A 15,097-nucleotide genomic window follows, 5' to 3' on the forward strand; every position below is an offset into this window, starting at 1 on the left:
GCCTTATCCGATCCGCTCGGCCCGGCCGAGGATGCCCTGGGGCCGCAGGAGCAGCACGAGGATGAGGATGACGAGTGCGCCGGCGTACCTCATGTCCGACGGGATGACGAGGTTCGACATCTCCACGACGAGGCCGATGACGAGGGACCCGACGAGCGCCCCGAAGGCCGTGCCGAGGCCGCCGAGCGTCACCGCGGCGAACATGAGGAGCAGGATCGTCGCGCCCATGTTCCACGCCGTGGCGTTGAAGTAGAGCCCGAGGAAGACGCCGCCGAGGGCTGCGAGCGCGCCGCCGATCGTCCACACGAGCCGGATGATCCGGTCGACGGCGATGCCGGAGGCCGCGGCGAGCGCCGGGTTGTCCGACACCGCGCGGGTGGCGCGCCCCGTGCGCGTCCCGACGAGGAAGTACGCGACACCGCCGAGGACGAGGAGGCCGACGACGAGGCCGACGAGGGATTGCGTCGTGATGAAGACGGGCCCGAGGTTCACGGTCGACGGGTTGGCCGTGACGATGCGCAGCGAGCCACCGCCGAAGAAGAACTGGAAGACGTACTGGGCCGTGATGGCGAGGCCGATGGTGACGATGAGCTGCTGGGTCAGTCCGACGCGCCGCTTGCGCAGCGGTTTCCACATGCCCGCGTCCTGCACCCAGCCCGCGAGCGCCCCGACCGCGACGGCGAGCACGACCGCCGGGACGAGGGGGAGGCCGACGACCTGGACGAAGACGAAGGCCGCGAGCCCGCCGAGCGTGACCATCTCGCCATGGGCGAAGTTGCTCAGCCCCGTCGTGCCGAAGATGAGGGAGAGGCCGACGGACGCGAGCGCGAGGAGGGTGCCGAACACGAGGCCGGCCATGGCCTGCTGCGCGACGCGTGCCCACGTGATCGACGACCCGCCCGAGCCGCCCTGGGTGGGCGTGTCGAGACCGGGCTCGCCCCCTCCCGCCGCGGGTGGTGCGGCGGGGTCGTCGGTGCCGCCCTCGGCGGGCGGTGCCGTCGGCCCGCTGGGTGCCGACGGCTCACCCAGCGGGAAGAGCGCACCGGCCGACGAACCGAGGGTGACGGTCACCGCGCGCGGGTTCGCGGCAGGGTCCCGCAGCGACTCGCCCTCGGGGAGCGTCGCCTCGTCGACCGCGACCTCGTACGTGCCGGCCGTCGCGACCTCCGCGAACCATCGGCCGTCCTCGCCGGTGACGGCCGTGGTCTCCTCCGGTCCGGTGACCGAGAGCTCGACGCCGACGGCCGGCTCGCCCGCCGCCGTGCGGATCGTCCCGTTGAGGCAGGCCGTGGTGGGCGTCGGGGAGCAGCTCGTGACGGCCGCCGTCGCCGGTGGGGCGAGCACGGTGAGGAGGGTGCCGAGGAGCAGGAGCAGGCCGGCGATCAACGGTCCGCCCCGGGCCGCCGTGCGCGAGGCCGGGGGCCTCGTCCGTGGGGTCGCTGCAGGTGGCACCTGTGCCCTCCGTCTGCCGTGCGCTCTCGCGCTCGTTCGTTCCACGGGCGTCCGTGCCCGTGTCGGGTCCCGCGTCGCCCCGCCTGGGCGGCGAGCGGCAACGATAGGCAATCCGGATGTCATGGACGTTTCACGACGTGGAGAGGATGCCAGGTGAACGGGCCGTAGGACACCACCGTCTCGGTGGTTCGCCTCTCAGGTGCTCTCACCCAGGGCCTCACTTCCCTCGGGCGGCGCGCACCGTTATCTTTTCGTCATCTCCCGGGCATTCCCCCCGACCGCCCGGGTCCCTGTGCCGAAGGAGGACACCCGTGCGTCCAGGTGTCGAGGTGCGACCTGTCGAGCCAGGAGACGTCGAGGGCGTCCTGACGCTCGTCCAGACGGCTCGTGCCGAGTCCTCCGTCGGCTCGCAGGTCTGCAGCGGCGAGCGCGACGCCCTCCGCCGGCAGCTCGGCACGCTCACGGCCGTGCCCGGCGGCACCGTCCTGGTCGCGGTGTGCGAGGGCGACGTCGTGGGGCTGCTCCTGGGCCGAGTGACCCAGCCCAACCTCTTCACCGACAGCGCGAGCCTCGCGGTCGACGTCGTCTACGTGGTGGCGTCCCACCGTCGGCGGGGCGTGGGCCGCGCCCTCATGCTGGGTGCCACCGAGGTGGCTCTGGCCGCGTCCGCCGAGCACGTCTACGTGGCCCCGCTGCCGGGTGCCCGCGGGATGCAGCGGTTCGTCGTGCAGCTGGGCTTCGCCCCGGCCGCAGCCCACCGGGTGGCGACCGCGGCGGCCCTGCACCGCCGCCTGACGCACGACGCGCCCGTGGCCCGCCGCTCGCCCCGACGCATCGAGGACCTCATCGCCCGCCGGCGGGAGAGCCGCCGGCGCGAGGGCGGGTCCACGGAGCCGGAGGCGTCACCGAAGCACGGCCACGCCACGGCGGTCCTGGGCGACGTCGTCGAGCCGGCGGCTCAGCCGCCCCGCCGGGCGATCAGCAGGCAGGTGAGCCGCGCGGTGCAGACGCGCTTCGACCTCGAGTCCTCCACGACCACCTCGTAGGTCGCCGTCGTGGCGCCGAGGTGCACGGCGGTCGCCGTGCCGGTGACCACGCCGTCCCGGGGGCCGCGGTGGTGGCTGGCGCCGACCTCGACGCCGACCGCCTGACGGTCTGGGCCTGCGTGGAGCATCGCCCCGAAGGACCCGAGGGTCTCCGCCAGCACCACGGAGGCGCCCCCGTGGAGCAGTCCGTACGGCTGCGTGTTCCCCGCGACCGGCATGGTGCCCACGACCCGCTCCGGGCCCGCCTCGAGGATCTCGATGCCCATGCGCTCCATGAGGGTGCCCGCGAGGGACGCGCGCACCTGGCCCAGGGCGTCCGGCGCGGACGGTGCGGGGGCTGCGGCGGAGGTGCCCGCGGCGGCTGGCGTGTCGGTCATGCCCGCTAGGTTGGCACCCGTGACTGACCAGGCGCGAACCCGGCCCCTCCTGCTCCTCGTCGACGGCCACTCGATGGCCTACCGGGCGTTCTTCGCACTGCCGGCGGAGAACTTCTCGACCCGCACCGGTCAGACCACGAACGCGGTCTACGGGTTCACGTCCATGCTCGCGAACCTGCTGCGCGACGAGGAGCCCACGCACGTCGCCGTGGCCTTCGACGCCGGCCGGGTGACCTTCCGGACGGAGGAGTACCCCGCGTACAAGGGCACGCGCGACGCGACCCCTGCGGAGTTCAGCGGTCAGGTGCCGCTCATCCGGGAGATCCTCGACTCGCTCAACGTCACCACGCTGCAGAAGGAGGGGTTCGAGGCCGACGACGTCATCGCGACCCTCGTCACGCAGGCGCAGGCGGCCGGGATGGACGTCCTCGTCTGCACCGGCGACCGCGACGCCCTGCAGCTCGTGGCCGGCGACGTCACGGTCCTGTACCCCCGCAAGGGCGTCTCGGACCTCGTGCGGTTCACGCCCGCCGGCGTGGAGGAGAAGTACGGCGTGCCGCCGGAGTCCTACCCCGACCTCGCCGCGCTCGTGGGCGAGACGAGCGACAACCTGCCGGGCGTGCCCGGCGTCGGTCCCAAGACGGCGGCCAAGTGGATCACCACCTACGGCGGGCTCGACGGGGTGCTGGCGGCGGCGTCGACCATCACGGGCAAGGCGGGAGAGAGCCTGCGCGCCTGCGCGGACCAGGTGCGGGTCAACCGGCGGCTCAACGGTGCCGTCCGCGACGTGGAGCTGCCGGTCGCGGTCGGCGACCTCGGGGTCCGGCCGTGGGACCGCGAGGCGATGCACCGCGTCTTCGACGCCCTGGAGTTCCGCACCCTGCGGGAACGCCTCTTCGCGATGGTGCCGGAGGACGTCGTGGAGGCCGAGGGCTTCCGCCTCGACGTCGTGGTCCCGGCGCCGGGCGAGCTCGGGGGGTGGCTCGCGGCCCGGCGCGGTCGCCGTCTGGCGCTCGAGGTCGCCGGGACGTCGGCGCCCACTCGCGGCGACGCGTGGGCCCTCGGGCTCGCCGACGGCGCGGACCACGCGGTCGCCCTCGACCTCGCCGACCTCGGCCCGGAGGACGAGGCGTCCCTGGCGGCCTGGCTCGCCGACGAGCAGGCGCTCAAGGCGGCCCACGGCGCCAAGGACGTGTGGCACGCGCTCGCCGGTCGCGGCCTGCCGCTCGCCGGGGTCACGGTCGACACGCTGCTCGCGTCGTACCTGTGCCACCCGGACCAGCGGTCGTACGACCTCGCCGACCTGTCGATCCGGCACCTGCACCGCGAGCTGCGGACCGAGGACGAAGGTGACGGCGCCCAGGGCGCCCTGGACCTGTCCGTCGACGGCGGACCGCCGCACCAGTCCACGGCGCTGCGCGCGGCGGCCGTCGCCGAGCTCGCCGAGGTCCTCGAGGGCGAGCTCGAGGACCGGGGCGCTCGTCGCCTGCTGGCCGAGGTCGAGCTCCCGCTCGTCGACGTCCTCGCGCGGATGGAGCAGGGGGGCATCGCCGCCGACCGCGCGTACCTCGACGGGCTGGAGGGGGAGTTCGCCGCGGCCGTGGCCGACGCGGCGGCGGAGGCCTACGCGGTCATCGGCCGGGAGGTGAACCTCGGCTCGCCCAAGCAGCTGCAGGAGGTGCTCTTCGACCAGCTCGCGATGCCGCGGACGAAGAAGATCAAGACCGGGTACACCACCGACGCGGCGTCGCTCACGGACCTCTTCGAGCGCACGCAGCACCCGTTCCTCGCGCACCTGCTCGCGCACCGGGACGCGTCGCGGCTGCGGCAGACCGTCGAGGGTCTGGTCCGGTCCATCGGTGACGACGGTCGGATCCACACGACGTTCCAGCAGACCATCGCGGCCACGGGGCGGCTGTCCTCGACGGACCCCAACCTGCAGAACATCCCCATCCGCACCGAGGCGGGCCGCCAGATCCGCCGCGCCTTCGTCGTCGGAGAGGGCTACGAGACGCTCCTGACGGCGGACTACAGCCAGATCGAGATGCGGATCATGGCGCACCTGTCGGGGGACGCGGGTCTCATCGCGGCGTTCCGCTCGGGGGAGGACCTGCACAACTTCGTCGGGTCCCGGGTGTTCGGCGTGCCGACGGACCAGGTCACGCCGGCGATGCGATCCAAGATCAAGGCCATGTCGTACGGCCTCGCGTACGGCCTGTCCGCGTTCGGCCTGTCCAAGCAGCTCTCGATCCCGGTGTCCGAGGCCTCCGGACTCATGGAGGACTACTTCTCGCGGTTCGGCGGCGTGCGTGAGTACCTCGGCGGCGTCGTCGACGAGGCACGGCGCAGCGGCTACACCGCGACCCTGCTCGGACGCCGCCGCTACCTCCCGGACCTCACCAGCGACAACCGCCAGCGCCGCGAGATGGCCGAGCGCATGGCGCTCAACGCACCGATCCAGGGCAGCGCGGCGGACATCATCAAGGTCGCGATGCTCGGTGTCGACGAGCAGCTCCGCGCGGACGGCCTGCGATCTCGCCTGCTCCTGCAGGTCCACGACGAGCTGGTGCTCGAGGTCGCGCCGGGGGAGCGCGAGGCGGTCGAGGCCCTCGTGCGCGACCAGATGGGTCGGGCGGTCGAGATGTCCGTGCCCCTGGACGTGTCGGTCGGCGTCGGCCGCAGCTGGCACGAGGCCGGGCACTAGGCCCCGGGGGGCTCCGACCGCGCGACGAAGACGGCCGTGCCCGGGATCCGCGCGCCGCGCAGCGGGCTCCAGCCGCCCCAGGTCCGGCCGTTGTCCGGCGGCCACTCCGGCTCCACGACGTCCACCAGCCGCAGCCCGGCCGCGGTGACCCCGCGGACGTGGTCGCCCACGGTCCGGTGGTACTCGGCGTAGGCCACGGCGCCGTCGTCGTCGACCTCGACGTACGGCGTGCGGTCGAAGTAGGACCGGGTCGCCGTGAGACCGCGCTCGCCGGGGTCGTCCGGGAACGCCCAGCGGACCGGGTGCGTCACGGCGAACACCCACCGGCCGCCGGGGCGCAGGACGCGCGCCACCTCGCGGTGGACCGCGTCGGCGTCCGGCACGAACGGGATCGCTCCGTACGCCGTGAAGACGACGTCGACGGCGTCGTCGGCGAGCGGCAGGCGCCGGGCGTCCGCCTGGAGCAGCGGCGTCGTCGTGCCGGCGACCGCGTCGAGCCGTCGGGCGGCCGCCAGCATCCCCGCCGAGACGTCGCTGGCGACCGCGTCGACGCCGCGTGCACGCAGCCAGCGCGTGCACTGGGCGGCGCCCGCCCCGACCTCCAGGACACGGCGTCCGTCCAGGTCGCCGAGGAGCCCCGCCTCGTCCTCCCGCAGGCCCTCCGGGCACCAGCGGAACTCGGCGACACCGAGGTCGTCGCCATGCTCGTCCAGGTACTCCTCGGCGTGGCCGTCCCACCACCGGCGGGCCGCGCGCCCGTCGTCGTCGGCCGGCTGGTACCCGGCTCGTCCGAGCCCTGGCGCGTCCATGGGGACAGTCTCGCGGGGTTCTCACGGTGAACCACCTGCCACCGGGCCCTCCACACGATCTACCGCACCATCGAGGAGCCGCTGCGGGCGCACGAGGTGGGGTCCGGCGCGCATCGCCGCAACCGGGTCCACCTGCTCGCCGACCTGCAGCACCGGCTGGGGCTGTCCTACCTCTTCATCAGCCACGACCTCGCCGTGGTCCGGCAGATCGCCGACCAGGTGTGCGTCATGGAGCGGGGTCGGATCGTCGAGCAGGGCACCGTCGACGACGTCTTCGACCGCCCGCAGCAGGACTACACCCGGGCGCTCCTCGACGCGATCCCCGGCGGCCGGCTGGACCTCGGGCCCCAGGCGGCCTGACGCGTCGCCGTCGGTGCAGCGGTGCGGGGGACCTCCGCCCCGTCGACCCGCTGACGGCGCCGCTAGGGTGGTCGCGGCGCATCGCGGCGCCGGCCCCCACCCCCGTCCCTGAAGGAGAGCGTCGTGCGCGTCGGACTGCTGACAGGTGGGGGTGACTGCCCGGGCCTCAACGCCGCGATCCGTGCCGTGGTCAAGCACGGCGAGGGCACCTACGGCCACTCCATCATCGGGTTCCGCAACGGCTGGCGCGGGGTCGTCGAGGGCGACGTCATGCCGCTGGGCCGCCAGCACATCCGCAACGTCCTTCCCGTGGGCGGGACGCTGCTGGGCACGGCGCGGTTCCACCCGAACGCGGAGGACGGCGGCATCGACGCCGTCCTGTCGACCCTCGAGGCCGAGCGCATCGAGGCGCTCATCTGCATCGGCGGTGACGGCACGCTGCACGCCGCCAGCAAGGTCGCCGACGCCGGGGTGAAGATCGTGGCGATCCCCAAGACCATCGACAACGACGTGTCCGGGACGGACCTGTCGATCGGCTTCCACACCGCGGTGAACATCGCCACGGAGGCCATCGACCGCATCCACACGACCGCGGAGAGCCACAACCGGGTCATGGTGGTCGAGGTCATGGGCCGGCACGCGGGCTGGATCGCGATCAACGCCGGCATCGCGGGCGGGGCCGAGCTCGTCCTCACGCCCGAGGACCCGTTCGACATCGACCAGGTCGTCAAGTTCCTCAAGCACCGCCACCGCGCGCACGCGAACTTCTCGATCGTCGTCGTCGCCGAGGGTGCCGAGCCGCGCCGGGGCGGGTCGATGGACTTCACCACGCAGCTGGGCCGGTTCGGCGAGATCGTGGCGGGCGCCGTGGGTGACCGCCTCGCGCACGAGATCGCCGAGCGGACGGGCTTCGACACGCGCGTGACGATCCTCGGTCACGTGCAGCGCGGCGGCTCCCCGACGCCGACCGACAGGATCCTCGGCAGCCGCTTCGGGGTGGCGGCGATCGACGCGGTCGTCGAGGGCCGCACGGGTGTCATGACCGCCCTGCGGGGCGAGGACGTCGTCCTCGTGCCGCTCAGCGAGGTGGCGGGCAAGCCGAAGCGGGTCCCGCCCGACCTCATCCGCACCGCGCAGGTCCTCGCCTGACGTCCCGGGCCTTTTGACCCTCGTTTCGCCTCCGGCCTAAGATGGCCGGTGGCGTGACGCGTCCTGCGCCGGATCCTGTCCGTTCGTGCGTCGCACCGCCGCGTGTGGAGCGTCCCCGGGGCCTCCTCGTCGCGCAGGCACGTCTTCACCAGCACGTTCCCTGTCCGCACTACTCCCTGTCCGCATCGGAGCTCGAAACTCAATGACCATCTCCACCCCCGCCAAGCCGACGACGCCGCAGGTCGCGATCAACGACATCGGCACCGCCGAGGACTTCCTCGCCGCGATCGACGCGACCATCAAGTACTTCAACGACGGCGACATCGTCGAGGGCACCATCGTCAAGGTCGACCGCGACGAGGTCCTCCTCGACATCGGCTACAAGACCGAGGGGGTCATCCCCTCGCGCGAGCTCTCGATCAAGCACGACGTCGACCCCGACGAGGTCGTCAAGGTCGGCGACGCGGTCGAGGCCCTCGTGCTCCAGAAGGAGGACAAGGAAGGCCGCCTGATCCTGTCCAAGAAGCGCGCCCAGTACGAGCGCGCCTGGGGCACGATCGAGAAGATCAAGGAAGAGGACGGCGTCGTCACCGGCACCGTCATCGAGGTCGTCAAGGGCGGCCTCATCCTCGACATCGGCCTGCGCGGCTTCCTCCCGGCGTCGCTGGTCGAGATGCGTCGTGTGCGCGACCTCCAGCCGTACGTCGGCAAGGAGATCGAGGCGAAGATCATCGAGCTCGACAAGAACCGCAACAACGTCGTCCTGTCGCGGCGCGCGTGGCTCGAGCAGACGCAGTCGGAGGTCCGCTCCACCTTCCTGCAGACCCTGCAGAAGGGCCAGGTCCGGCCGGGTGTCGTCTCCTCGATCGTCAACTTCGGCGCGTTCGTGGACCTCGGCGGCGTGGACGGGCTCGTGCACGTCTCCGAGCTGTCGTGGAAGCACATCGACCACCCGTCCGAGGTCGTCGAGGTCGGCCAGGAGGTCACCGTCGAGGTGCTCGACGTCGACTTCGACCGGGAGCGGGTCTCGCTGTCGCTCAAGGCGACGCAGGAGGACCCGTGGCAGGCGTTCGCCCGGACGCACGCGATCGGTCAGGTCGTGCCGGGCAAGGTCACCAAGCTCGTCCCCTTCGGTGCGTTCGTGCGCGTCGAGGACGGCATCGAGGGCCTCGTGCACATCTCCGAGCTCGCCGTCCGGCACGTCGACCTGCCCGAGCAGGTCGTCAACGTCGGTGACGAGACGTTCGTCAAGGTCATCGACATCGACCTGGAGCGTCGCCGCATCTCGCTGTCGCTCAAGCAGGCGAACGAGGGTCTGGACCCGCACAGCGAGGACTTCGACCCGGCCCTGTACGGCATGGCCGCCGAGTACGACGACAAGGGGAACTACAAGTACCCCGAGGGCTTCGACCCGGAGACCAACGAGTGGCTCGAGGGCTACGAGACCCAGCGCGAGGCCTGGGAGGCGCAGTACGCCGCCGCCCACTCGCGCTGGGAGGCGCACAAGAAGCAGGTCCTCGAGGCCATCGAGGCGGACGCGCAGGCCGCGACGTCCAGCAGCAGCACGAGCAACAGCAGCAGCAGCAGCGGCGGCGGCGGTCGCGCCGACGCCGGTCCGTCCACCGCGTCGAGCTACTCCTCGGCGGCCGAGCCGGTCGGTGGCACGCTCGCCTCGGACGAGGCCCTGGCGGCCCTGCGCGAGAAGCTCACGGGCAACTGACCCGGTCCCGGTCCGTCCACGGACCGGTGCCGCGGTGAACGACGGGCCGACCACCTCCGGGTGGTCGGCCCGTCGTCGTCCCCGGACCGGGAGCGGCTAGGGTCCACGGTGTGCTGAGGATCGGGCTCACGGGCGGCATCGCCGCGGGCAAGTCGGTCGTCGCGCGCCGGCTCGCGGAGCTGGGCGCCGTCGTCGTCGACTACGACGCGCTCGCCCGGGAGGTCGTCGCGCCGGGCACGCCGGGGTACGCGGGCGTGGTCGAGGCGTTCGGGCCCGAGGTGGTGACGCCCGCCGGGGACCTGGACCGCGCCGCGCTCGCCGGGGTCGTCTTCACCGATGCGGCGGCGCGCGCACGGCTCAACGCGATCGTGCACCCGCTCGTCCGGGCGGCCGCGCGTCGACGCGAGGAGGAGGCGGTGGCCGGCGGTCGGTCCGTCGTGGTGCACGACATCCCGCTCCTCGTCGAGACCGGGGACCCCGCCGCGTTCGACGAGGTCGTCGTGGTCGAGGCCCCCGCGGACGTGCGGCTGGCCCGGCTGGTGGAGGGACGCGGCATCGCGGAGGAGCAGGCACGCGCCCGGCTCGCCGCACAGGCCGGTGAGGAGGAGCGCAGGGTCGCCGCCACCGTGCTCCTCGACGGCTCCGGGACCGTGGAGCACCTCGCGGCGCAGGTGGACGCCCTCTGGCTGCGGTGGGTCGACCGGACGCCCGACGCCGGCCCCGGTGCGGGCGAGGCGGGCACGTGACCCGGACGGTCCTGGTCACCGGGTTCGAGCCGTTCGGCGGTCGCCCGGTGAACGCCTCCTGGGAGGCCGTCTCCCGACTCGGCCGTCTCTGGCGCGGCCCCGAGGAGCTGGTCGTCGACCGGCTGCCGGTCGACTTCCGCGCCGCTCCGGACCGCCTCCGGGCGCTGATCGCCGAGGTGGCGCCGGACCTCGTGGTCTGCGTCGGCGAGGCAGGCGGCCGGCAGGTCGTCTCCGTCGAGCGCGTCGCGCTCAACCTCGTCGACGCCCGCATCCCCGACAACGCCGGCGCGGCGCCGGTCGACGAACCCGTCGTCCACGGCGGGCCGACGGCCTACCTGTCCTCGTTGCCCGTCAAGGCGTGCGCGGAGGCGGTCCGCGCCACCGGTGTGCCGGCGGAGGTCAGCCACTCCGCGGGGACCTTCGTCTGCAACGCCACCTCGTACGCGCTGCTCCACGCGCTGGAGGAGGTAGGTCCGCCCGGCGACGCCGGCGCGCCCGGTGCCGTGCGTGGCGGCTTCGTCCACGTGCCCACGGCCCTGGAGGGCTCGGCCGACGCCGACGAGGACGCCGCACGCCTCGCGCGGGCTCTCGCCGCGGTGGTCCGCGCAGCGCTCGACGCGCCGGTGGACCTGTCGACCAGCGCGGGGAGCCTCGACTAGGGCGAGGCGCCGACGGGCCGCCCGGTCGTGTCGGTGGTCCGACGTACCGTTGTCCCATGCGTCCCGTGACCGACCTGCAGCGCCGCGTCGCCCCGTTCGAGGTGGTGTCGGACTACCAGCCCTCCGGCGACCAGCCCCGGGCCATCGAGCAGCTCACCCGCCGCGTCCGCGCGGGGGAGAAGGACGTCGTCCTGCTCGGAGCGACCGGTACGGGGAAGTCGGCGACGACGGCCTGGCTCGTGGAGCAGCTGCAGCGGCCGACGCTGGTGATGGCGCACAACAAGACCCTCGCCGCGCAGCTCGCCACGGAGTTCCGCGAGCTGCTGCCCAACAACGCGGTCGAGTACTTCGTCTCGTACTACGACTACTACCAGCCCGAGGCGTACATCGCGCAGACGGACACCTACATCGAGAAGGACTCCTCCATCAACGAGGAGGTGGAGCGGCTGCGGCACTCCGCCACCAACTCGCTCCTCACCCGTCGGGACGTGGTCGTCGTCGCGTCGGTGTCGTGCATCTACGGCCTGGGCACGCCGCAGGAGTACGTGGACCGGATGGTCCGGCTGGCCGTCGGCGACGTCATCGACCGGGACCAGCTCCTGCGCCGCTTCGTCCAGATGCAGTACGCGCGCAACGACATGGCCTTCACACGCGGGACCTTCCGCGTGCGGGGCGACACGGTCGAGATCATCCCGGTCTACGAGGAGCTCGCCATCCGGATCGAGATGTTCGGGGACGAGGTCGAGTCGATCCAGACGCTGCACCCGCTGACCGGGGAGGTCCTCCGCCAGGAGCAGGAGACCTTCGTCTTCCCCGCCTCCCACTACGTCGCCGGACCGGAACGCATGGAGCGCGCGGTCGGGAGCATCGAGGCCGAGCTGGAGGAGCGCCTCGCGGAGCTGGAGCGCCAGAACAAGCTCCTCGAGGCGCAGCGGCTCCGGATGAGGACGACGTACGACATCGAGATGATGCGCCAGGTCGGCACGTGCGCCGGCATCGAGAACTACTCCCGGCACATCGACGGCCGTGCGGCGGGCACCCCGCCGCACACGCTCCTGGACTACTTCCCCGAGGACTTCCTCCTCGTCATCGACGAGTCCCACGTGACGGTCCCGCAGATCGGGGCGATGTACGAGGGCGACATGTCGCGCAAGCGGGCCCTCGTCGAGCACGGGTTCCGGCTGCCCAGTGCGATGGACAACCGACCGCTGCGCTGGGAGGAGTTCGTCGAGCGCATCGGGCAGACGGTCTACCTCTCCGCCACCCCGGGGCCGTACGAGCTGTCCCAGTCCGACGGCGTGGTGGAGCAGATCATCCGGCCGACCGGCCTGGTGGACCCCGAGGTGGTCATCAAGCCGACCCGCGGGCAGATCGACGACCTCCTCGAGGAGATCCGCGTCCGTGCCGAGCGCAACGAGCGGGTGCTCGTGACCACGCTGACCAAGAAGATGGCCGAGGACCTCACCGACTACCTGCTGGAGAAGGACGTCCGGGTGCGGTACCTGCACTCGGAGGTCGACACGCTGCGGCGCGTGGAGCTCCTCCGCGAGCTGAGGATGGGCCTCTTCGACGTGCTCGTCGGCATCAACCTGCTGCGGGAGGGCCTCGACCTGCCGGAGGTGTCGCTCGTCAGCATCCTCGACGCGGACAAGGAGGGGTTCCTGCGCTCAGGCACGTCCCTCATCCAGACCATCGGGCGTGCGGCACGCAACGTGTCCGGCGAGGTCCACATGTACGCCGACACGATCACGCCCTCCATGGCGCAGGCGATCGACGAGACCAACCGGCGGCGCGAGAAGCAGGTCGCGTACAACCGCGAGCACGGCATCGACCCGACGCCGCTGCGCAAGCGGATCAGCGACGTCACCGACATGCTCGCGCGGGAGGACATCGACACGGCTCAGCTCCTCGAGGGCGGTTACCGCAACCCCGGCAAGGGGACGGGCAGGGGCAAGGGCAAGGGCCGCGCGCCGGTACCCGCCGGCGGTGTCGGCGGCGAGGGCGACAGCCCGCGGGCCCGGATGGCCGCGGTCCCGGCCGGCGAGCTGGCGGAGCTCATCCAGGAGCTCTCCGAGCAGATGCACGGGGCCGCGGCCGAGCTCCAGTTCGAGCTGGCCGCCCGTCTCCGCGACGAGATCTCCGGGCTGAAGAAGGAGCTGCGCGACATGCAGGCTGCGACCGCCTGACCTCTGCCGGGGTGGGGCTCGGCGCTCTCGTGGCAGGGCTTCTCAAGGGACTCGCAGCCCTCCCGGGACCGGGCGCACCTCACCGCGAGCAGAGCGCGGGGTCCGCTGCGGGTCTATGCTCACCCGGTTGGAGGGGAGTACTCCCGCCGCGGTGGCATCGTCATCACGGCTGACGTGACCGTCAGCCCGGTGCGCCGGTCCGGCCCTCAGGGGCGGGCGGAGGAGACCTCCGGTACCCCGATCTCTCGTACCGGAGGTTCTGTGGACGTCCCCCTGTGGGTCTGGCTCGCGACTGTCATCGGCGTCCTCGCCCTGGTCGTCTTCGACTTCTTCGCGCACGTGCGGACCCCGCACGAGCCGACGTTCCGGGAGTCGGCGATCTGGTCGACCGTGTACATCGCCCTCGCCATCGTGTTCGGACTCGGCCTCATGGCGGTCGCCGGCACGACGTCCGGCGGCGAGTACTTCGCCGGCTACGTGACGGAGAAGAGCCTGTCCGTCGACAACCTCTTCGTCTTCCTCATCATCATGACCAGGTTCGCGGTGCCGCGGCCGTACCAGCAGAAGGTCCTGCTGGTGGGGGTCGCGATCGCGATCGTGCTGCGCGGCCTGTTCATCTGGGCGGGCGCCGCGGCGATCGAGCAGTTCTCGTGGGTCTTCTACCTGTTCGGTGCCTTCCTGGTGTACACGGCGGTGAAGCTCGCCCGCGAGAAGCACGACGAGGACGCGCCCGCCGAGTTCAAGGACACCCGGCTGCTGCGGCTCGTCCGCCGCGTCGTACCGTCGACCACCGAGTACCACAGCGACCGGCTCTGGGTGCGCAAGGCCGGTCGGCGGGTGGCCACACCCATGCTCATCGTGATGATCGCCATCGGGTCGACCGACCTGCTGTTCGCGCTCGACTCGATCCCGGCCATCTTCGGGCTCACGAAGGAGCCGTACATCGTCTTCACGACGAACGCCTTCGCGCTCCTCGGGCTGCGGCAGCTGTACTTCCTCCTCGGCGGCCTGCTCCAGCGGCTCGTGTACCTGTCCCAGGGCCTCGCTGTGATCCTCGGCTTCATCGGCGTCAAGCTCGTCCTCGAGGCGCTCCACACGAACGAGCTGCCGTTCATCAACGGCGGTGAGCACGTCGAGTGGGCGCCCGAGATCCCGATCTGGCTCTCCTTGATGGTGATCCTCGGCACCCTCACGGTCGCCACGATCGCCAGCCTGCTCGCGACGCGCCGCCGCGAGCAGCACGTCGAGTCCGTCGCGGAGCAGGGCGACCTCAGCCGCCAGGGCGTCGACCCGGAGTCGGCAGGCACCCCGGTCGCCGAGGCGCCCCTGAGCCACTCCGCGCGGGTCAGCCGGCTCGGCGACGCGACGGACGAGCGGGACGCGCGCGACTGACCGGCGTCGGCGCCGCCCGGGAGCCCCTACGCGAAGGCGCCGGTGACCAGCTCCCACTCGCGGACCGTGCGCGACGCGATCAGTCCGGCCCCCCGGAACGGGTCGTCGTCGAGGATCCGCAGGGCGGCCTGCGCGCTGTCGGCACGGAGCAGCAGGAGCGCGCCGGGCGCTCCGGGCTCGCCGGGAGCGGCGGCGCCGTCGTCGGTCAGCGGCTCGCCGCGCAGCGGGCCGCTCGCGAGCAGGACCCCGTCGGCGTGGAGCCGTCCCATGAAGCTGCGGTGCGCGGGCCGGCCGGCGTCGAGGACACCGGGCCTGGAGTCGTAGCGGTACTCGATCGCGTAGATGGGCACGGGACCAGTGTGACGTGCCGGCGCCGCCGGGGACGCCGGCTCGGCGTGCATCTCGTCGCTCTGAGCCGTAGCGTCTGAGCGGTGCCCTGCGCGAACCGGCGGCACCGCCATGATCGGCCGGACGAGGTCGGCGCGGGACGAAGGAGA

12 protein-coding genes and 1 pseudogene are annotated in these 15,097 nt (G+C 72.5%); 9 read left to right on the plus strand and 4 right to left on the minus strand.

Features of this window, described 5'->3' with window-relative positions:
* Window positions 1-3: 3 nt before the first annotated feature.
* Window positions 4-1,386, minus strand: a complete 1,383-nt coding sequence (locus LG379_RS09650) for a branched-chain amino acid ABC transporter permease (protein ID WP_225754339.1) — start codon at window positions 1,384-1,386, stop codon at window positions 4-6.
* 377 nt (window positions 1,387-1,763) lie between these two features.
* Here LG379_RS09650 and LG379_RS09655 point away from each other — a divergent pair, with 377 nt between their 5' ends.
* The gene (locus LG379_RS09655; protein ID WP_225754340.1) at window positions 1,764-2,498 is read left to right on the plus strand and encodes a GNAT family N-acetyltransferase; all 735 of its coding nucleotides are present in this window, start codon (window positions 1,764-1,766) and stop codon (window positions 2,496-2,498) included.
* Here the strand turns inward: LG379_RS09655 and LG379_RS09660 are convergent.
* Complete coding sequence (locus tag LG379_RS09660) at window positions 2,411-2,875, minus strand: PaaI family thioesterase (protein ID WP_370634485.1); 465 nt, start codon at window positions 2,873-2,875, stop codon at window positions 2,411-2,413. The genes LG379_RS09655 and LG379_RS09660 overlap by 88 nt on opposite strands.
* Here LG379_RS09660 and polA point away from each other — a divergent pair.
* A complete protein-coding gene (polA, locus tag LG379_RS09665; RefSeq protein ID WP_225754341.1) occupies window positions 2,874-5,579 on the plus strand; it encodes a DNA polymerase I in 2,706 nt (901 codons plus the stop codon). The genes LG379_RS09660 and polA overlap by 2 nt on opposite strands.
* Here polA and LG379_RS09670 read toward each other — a convergent pair.
* A complete protein-coding gene (locus tag LG379_RS09670; protein ID WP_225754342.1) occupies window positions 5,576-6,388 on the minus strand; it encodes a class I SAM-dependent methyltransferase in 813 nt (270 codons plus the stop codon). The genes polA and LG379_RS09670 overlap by 4 nt on opposite strands.
* A 48-nt stretch (window positions 6,389-6,436) precedes the next feature.
* On the opposite strand from LG379_RS09670, the pseudogene LG379_RS09675 reads away from it, so the two are divergent.
* The 7 genes and pseudogenes from LG379_RS09675 to LG379_RS09705 all read left to right on the plus strand — a co-directional run.
* Window positions 6,437-6,748, plus strand: a pseudogene (locus LG379_RS09675) (hypothetical protein); the annotation flags it as partial.
* Between the two features lie 123 nt (window positions 6,749-6,871).
* On the plus strand, window positions 6,872-7,897 hold the full coding sequence (locus tag LG379_RS09680; RefSeq protein ID WP_225754343.1) for a 6-phosphofructokinase: 1,026 nt from the start codon (window positions 6,872-6,874) through the stop codon (window positions 7,895-7,897).
* A gap of 202 nt (window positions 7,898-8,099) precedes the next feature.
* Window positions 8,100-9,617, plus strand: coding sequence for a 30S ribosomal protein S1 (rpsA, locus tag LG379_RS09685; protein ID WP_225754344.1), 1,518 nt, complete (start codon window positions 8,100-8,102; stop codon window positions 9,615-9,617).
* A 110-nt stretch (window positions 9,618-9,727) separates the two neighbouring features.
* On the plus strand, window positions 9,728-10,363 hold the full coding sequence (gene coaE / locus LG379_RS09690) for a dephospho-CoA kinase (protein ID WP_225754345.1): 636 nt from the start codon (window positions 9,728-9,730) through the stop codon (window positions 10,361-10,363).
* On the plus strand, window positions 10,360-11,022 hold the full coding sequence (gene pcp, locus LG379_RS09695) for a pyroglutamyl-peptidase I (protein WP_225754346.1): 663 nt from the start codon (window positions 10,360-10,362) through the stop codon (window positions 11,020-11,022). Before coaE ends, pcp begins: the two co-directional genes overlap by 4 nt.
* Before the next feature lie 56 nt (window positions 11,023-11,078).
* Window positions 11,079-13,208 (plus strand): excinuclease ABC subunit UvrB, encoded by a 2,130-nt coding sequence (gene uvrB, locus LG379_RS09700; protein WP_304522433.1) that lies wholly within the window; start codon window positions 11,079-11,081, stop codon window positions 13,206-13,208.
* Between the two features lie 261 nt (window positions 13,209-13,469).
* A complete protein-coding gene (locus LG379_RS09705; protein ID WP_225754347.1) occupies window positions 13,470-14,600 on the plus strand; it encodes a TerC family protein in 1,131 nt (376 codons plus the stop codon).
* Window positions 14,601-14,626: 26 nt separating this feature from the next.
* Here the strand turns inward: LG379_RS09705 and LG379_RS09710 are convergent, their stop codons facing one another.
* The gene (locus LG379_RS09710) at window positions 14,627-14,950 is read right to left on the minus strand and encodes a YciI family protein (protein WP_225754348.1); all 324 of its coding nucleotides are present in this window, start codon (window positions 14,948-14,950) and stop codon (window positions 14,627-14,629) included.
* Window positions 14,951-15,097 lie beyond the last annotated feature (147 nt).

Origin of the sequence: Actinotalea sp. Marseille-Q4924, assembly GCF_916618755.1 — a bacterium.
Taxonomy (GTDB): domain Bacteria; phylum Actinomycetota; class Actinomycetes; order Actinomycetales; family Cellulomonadaceae; genus Actinotalea.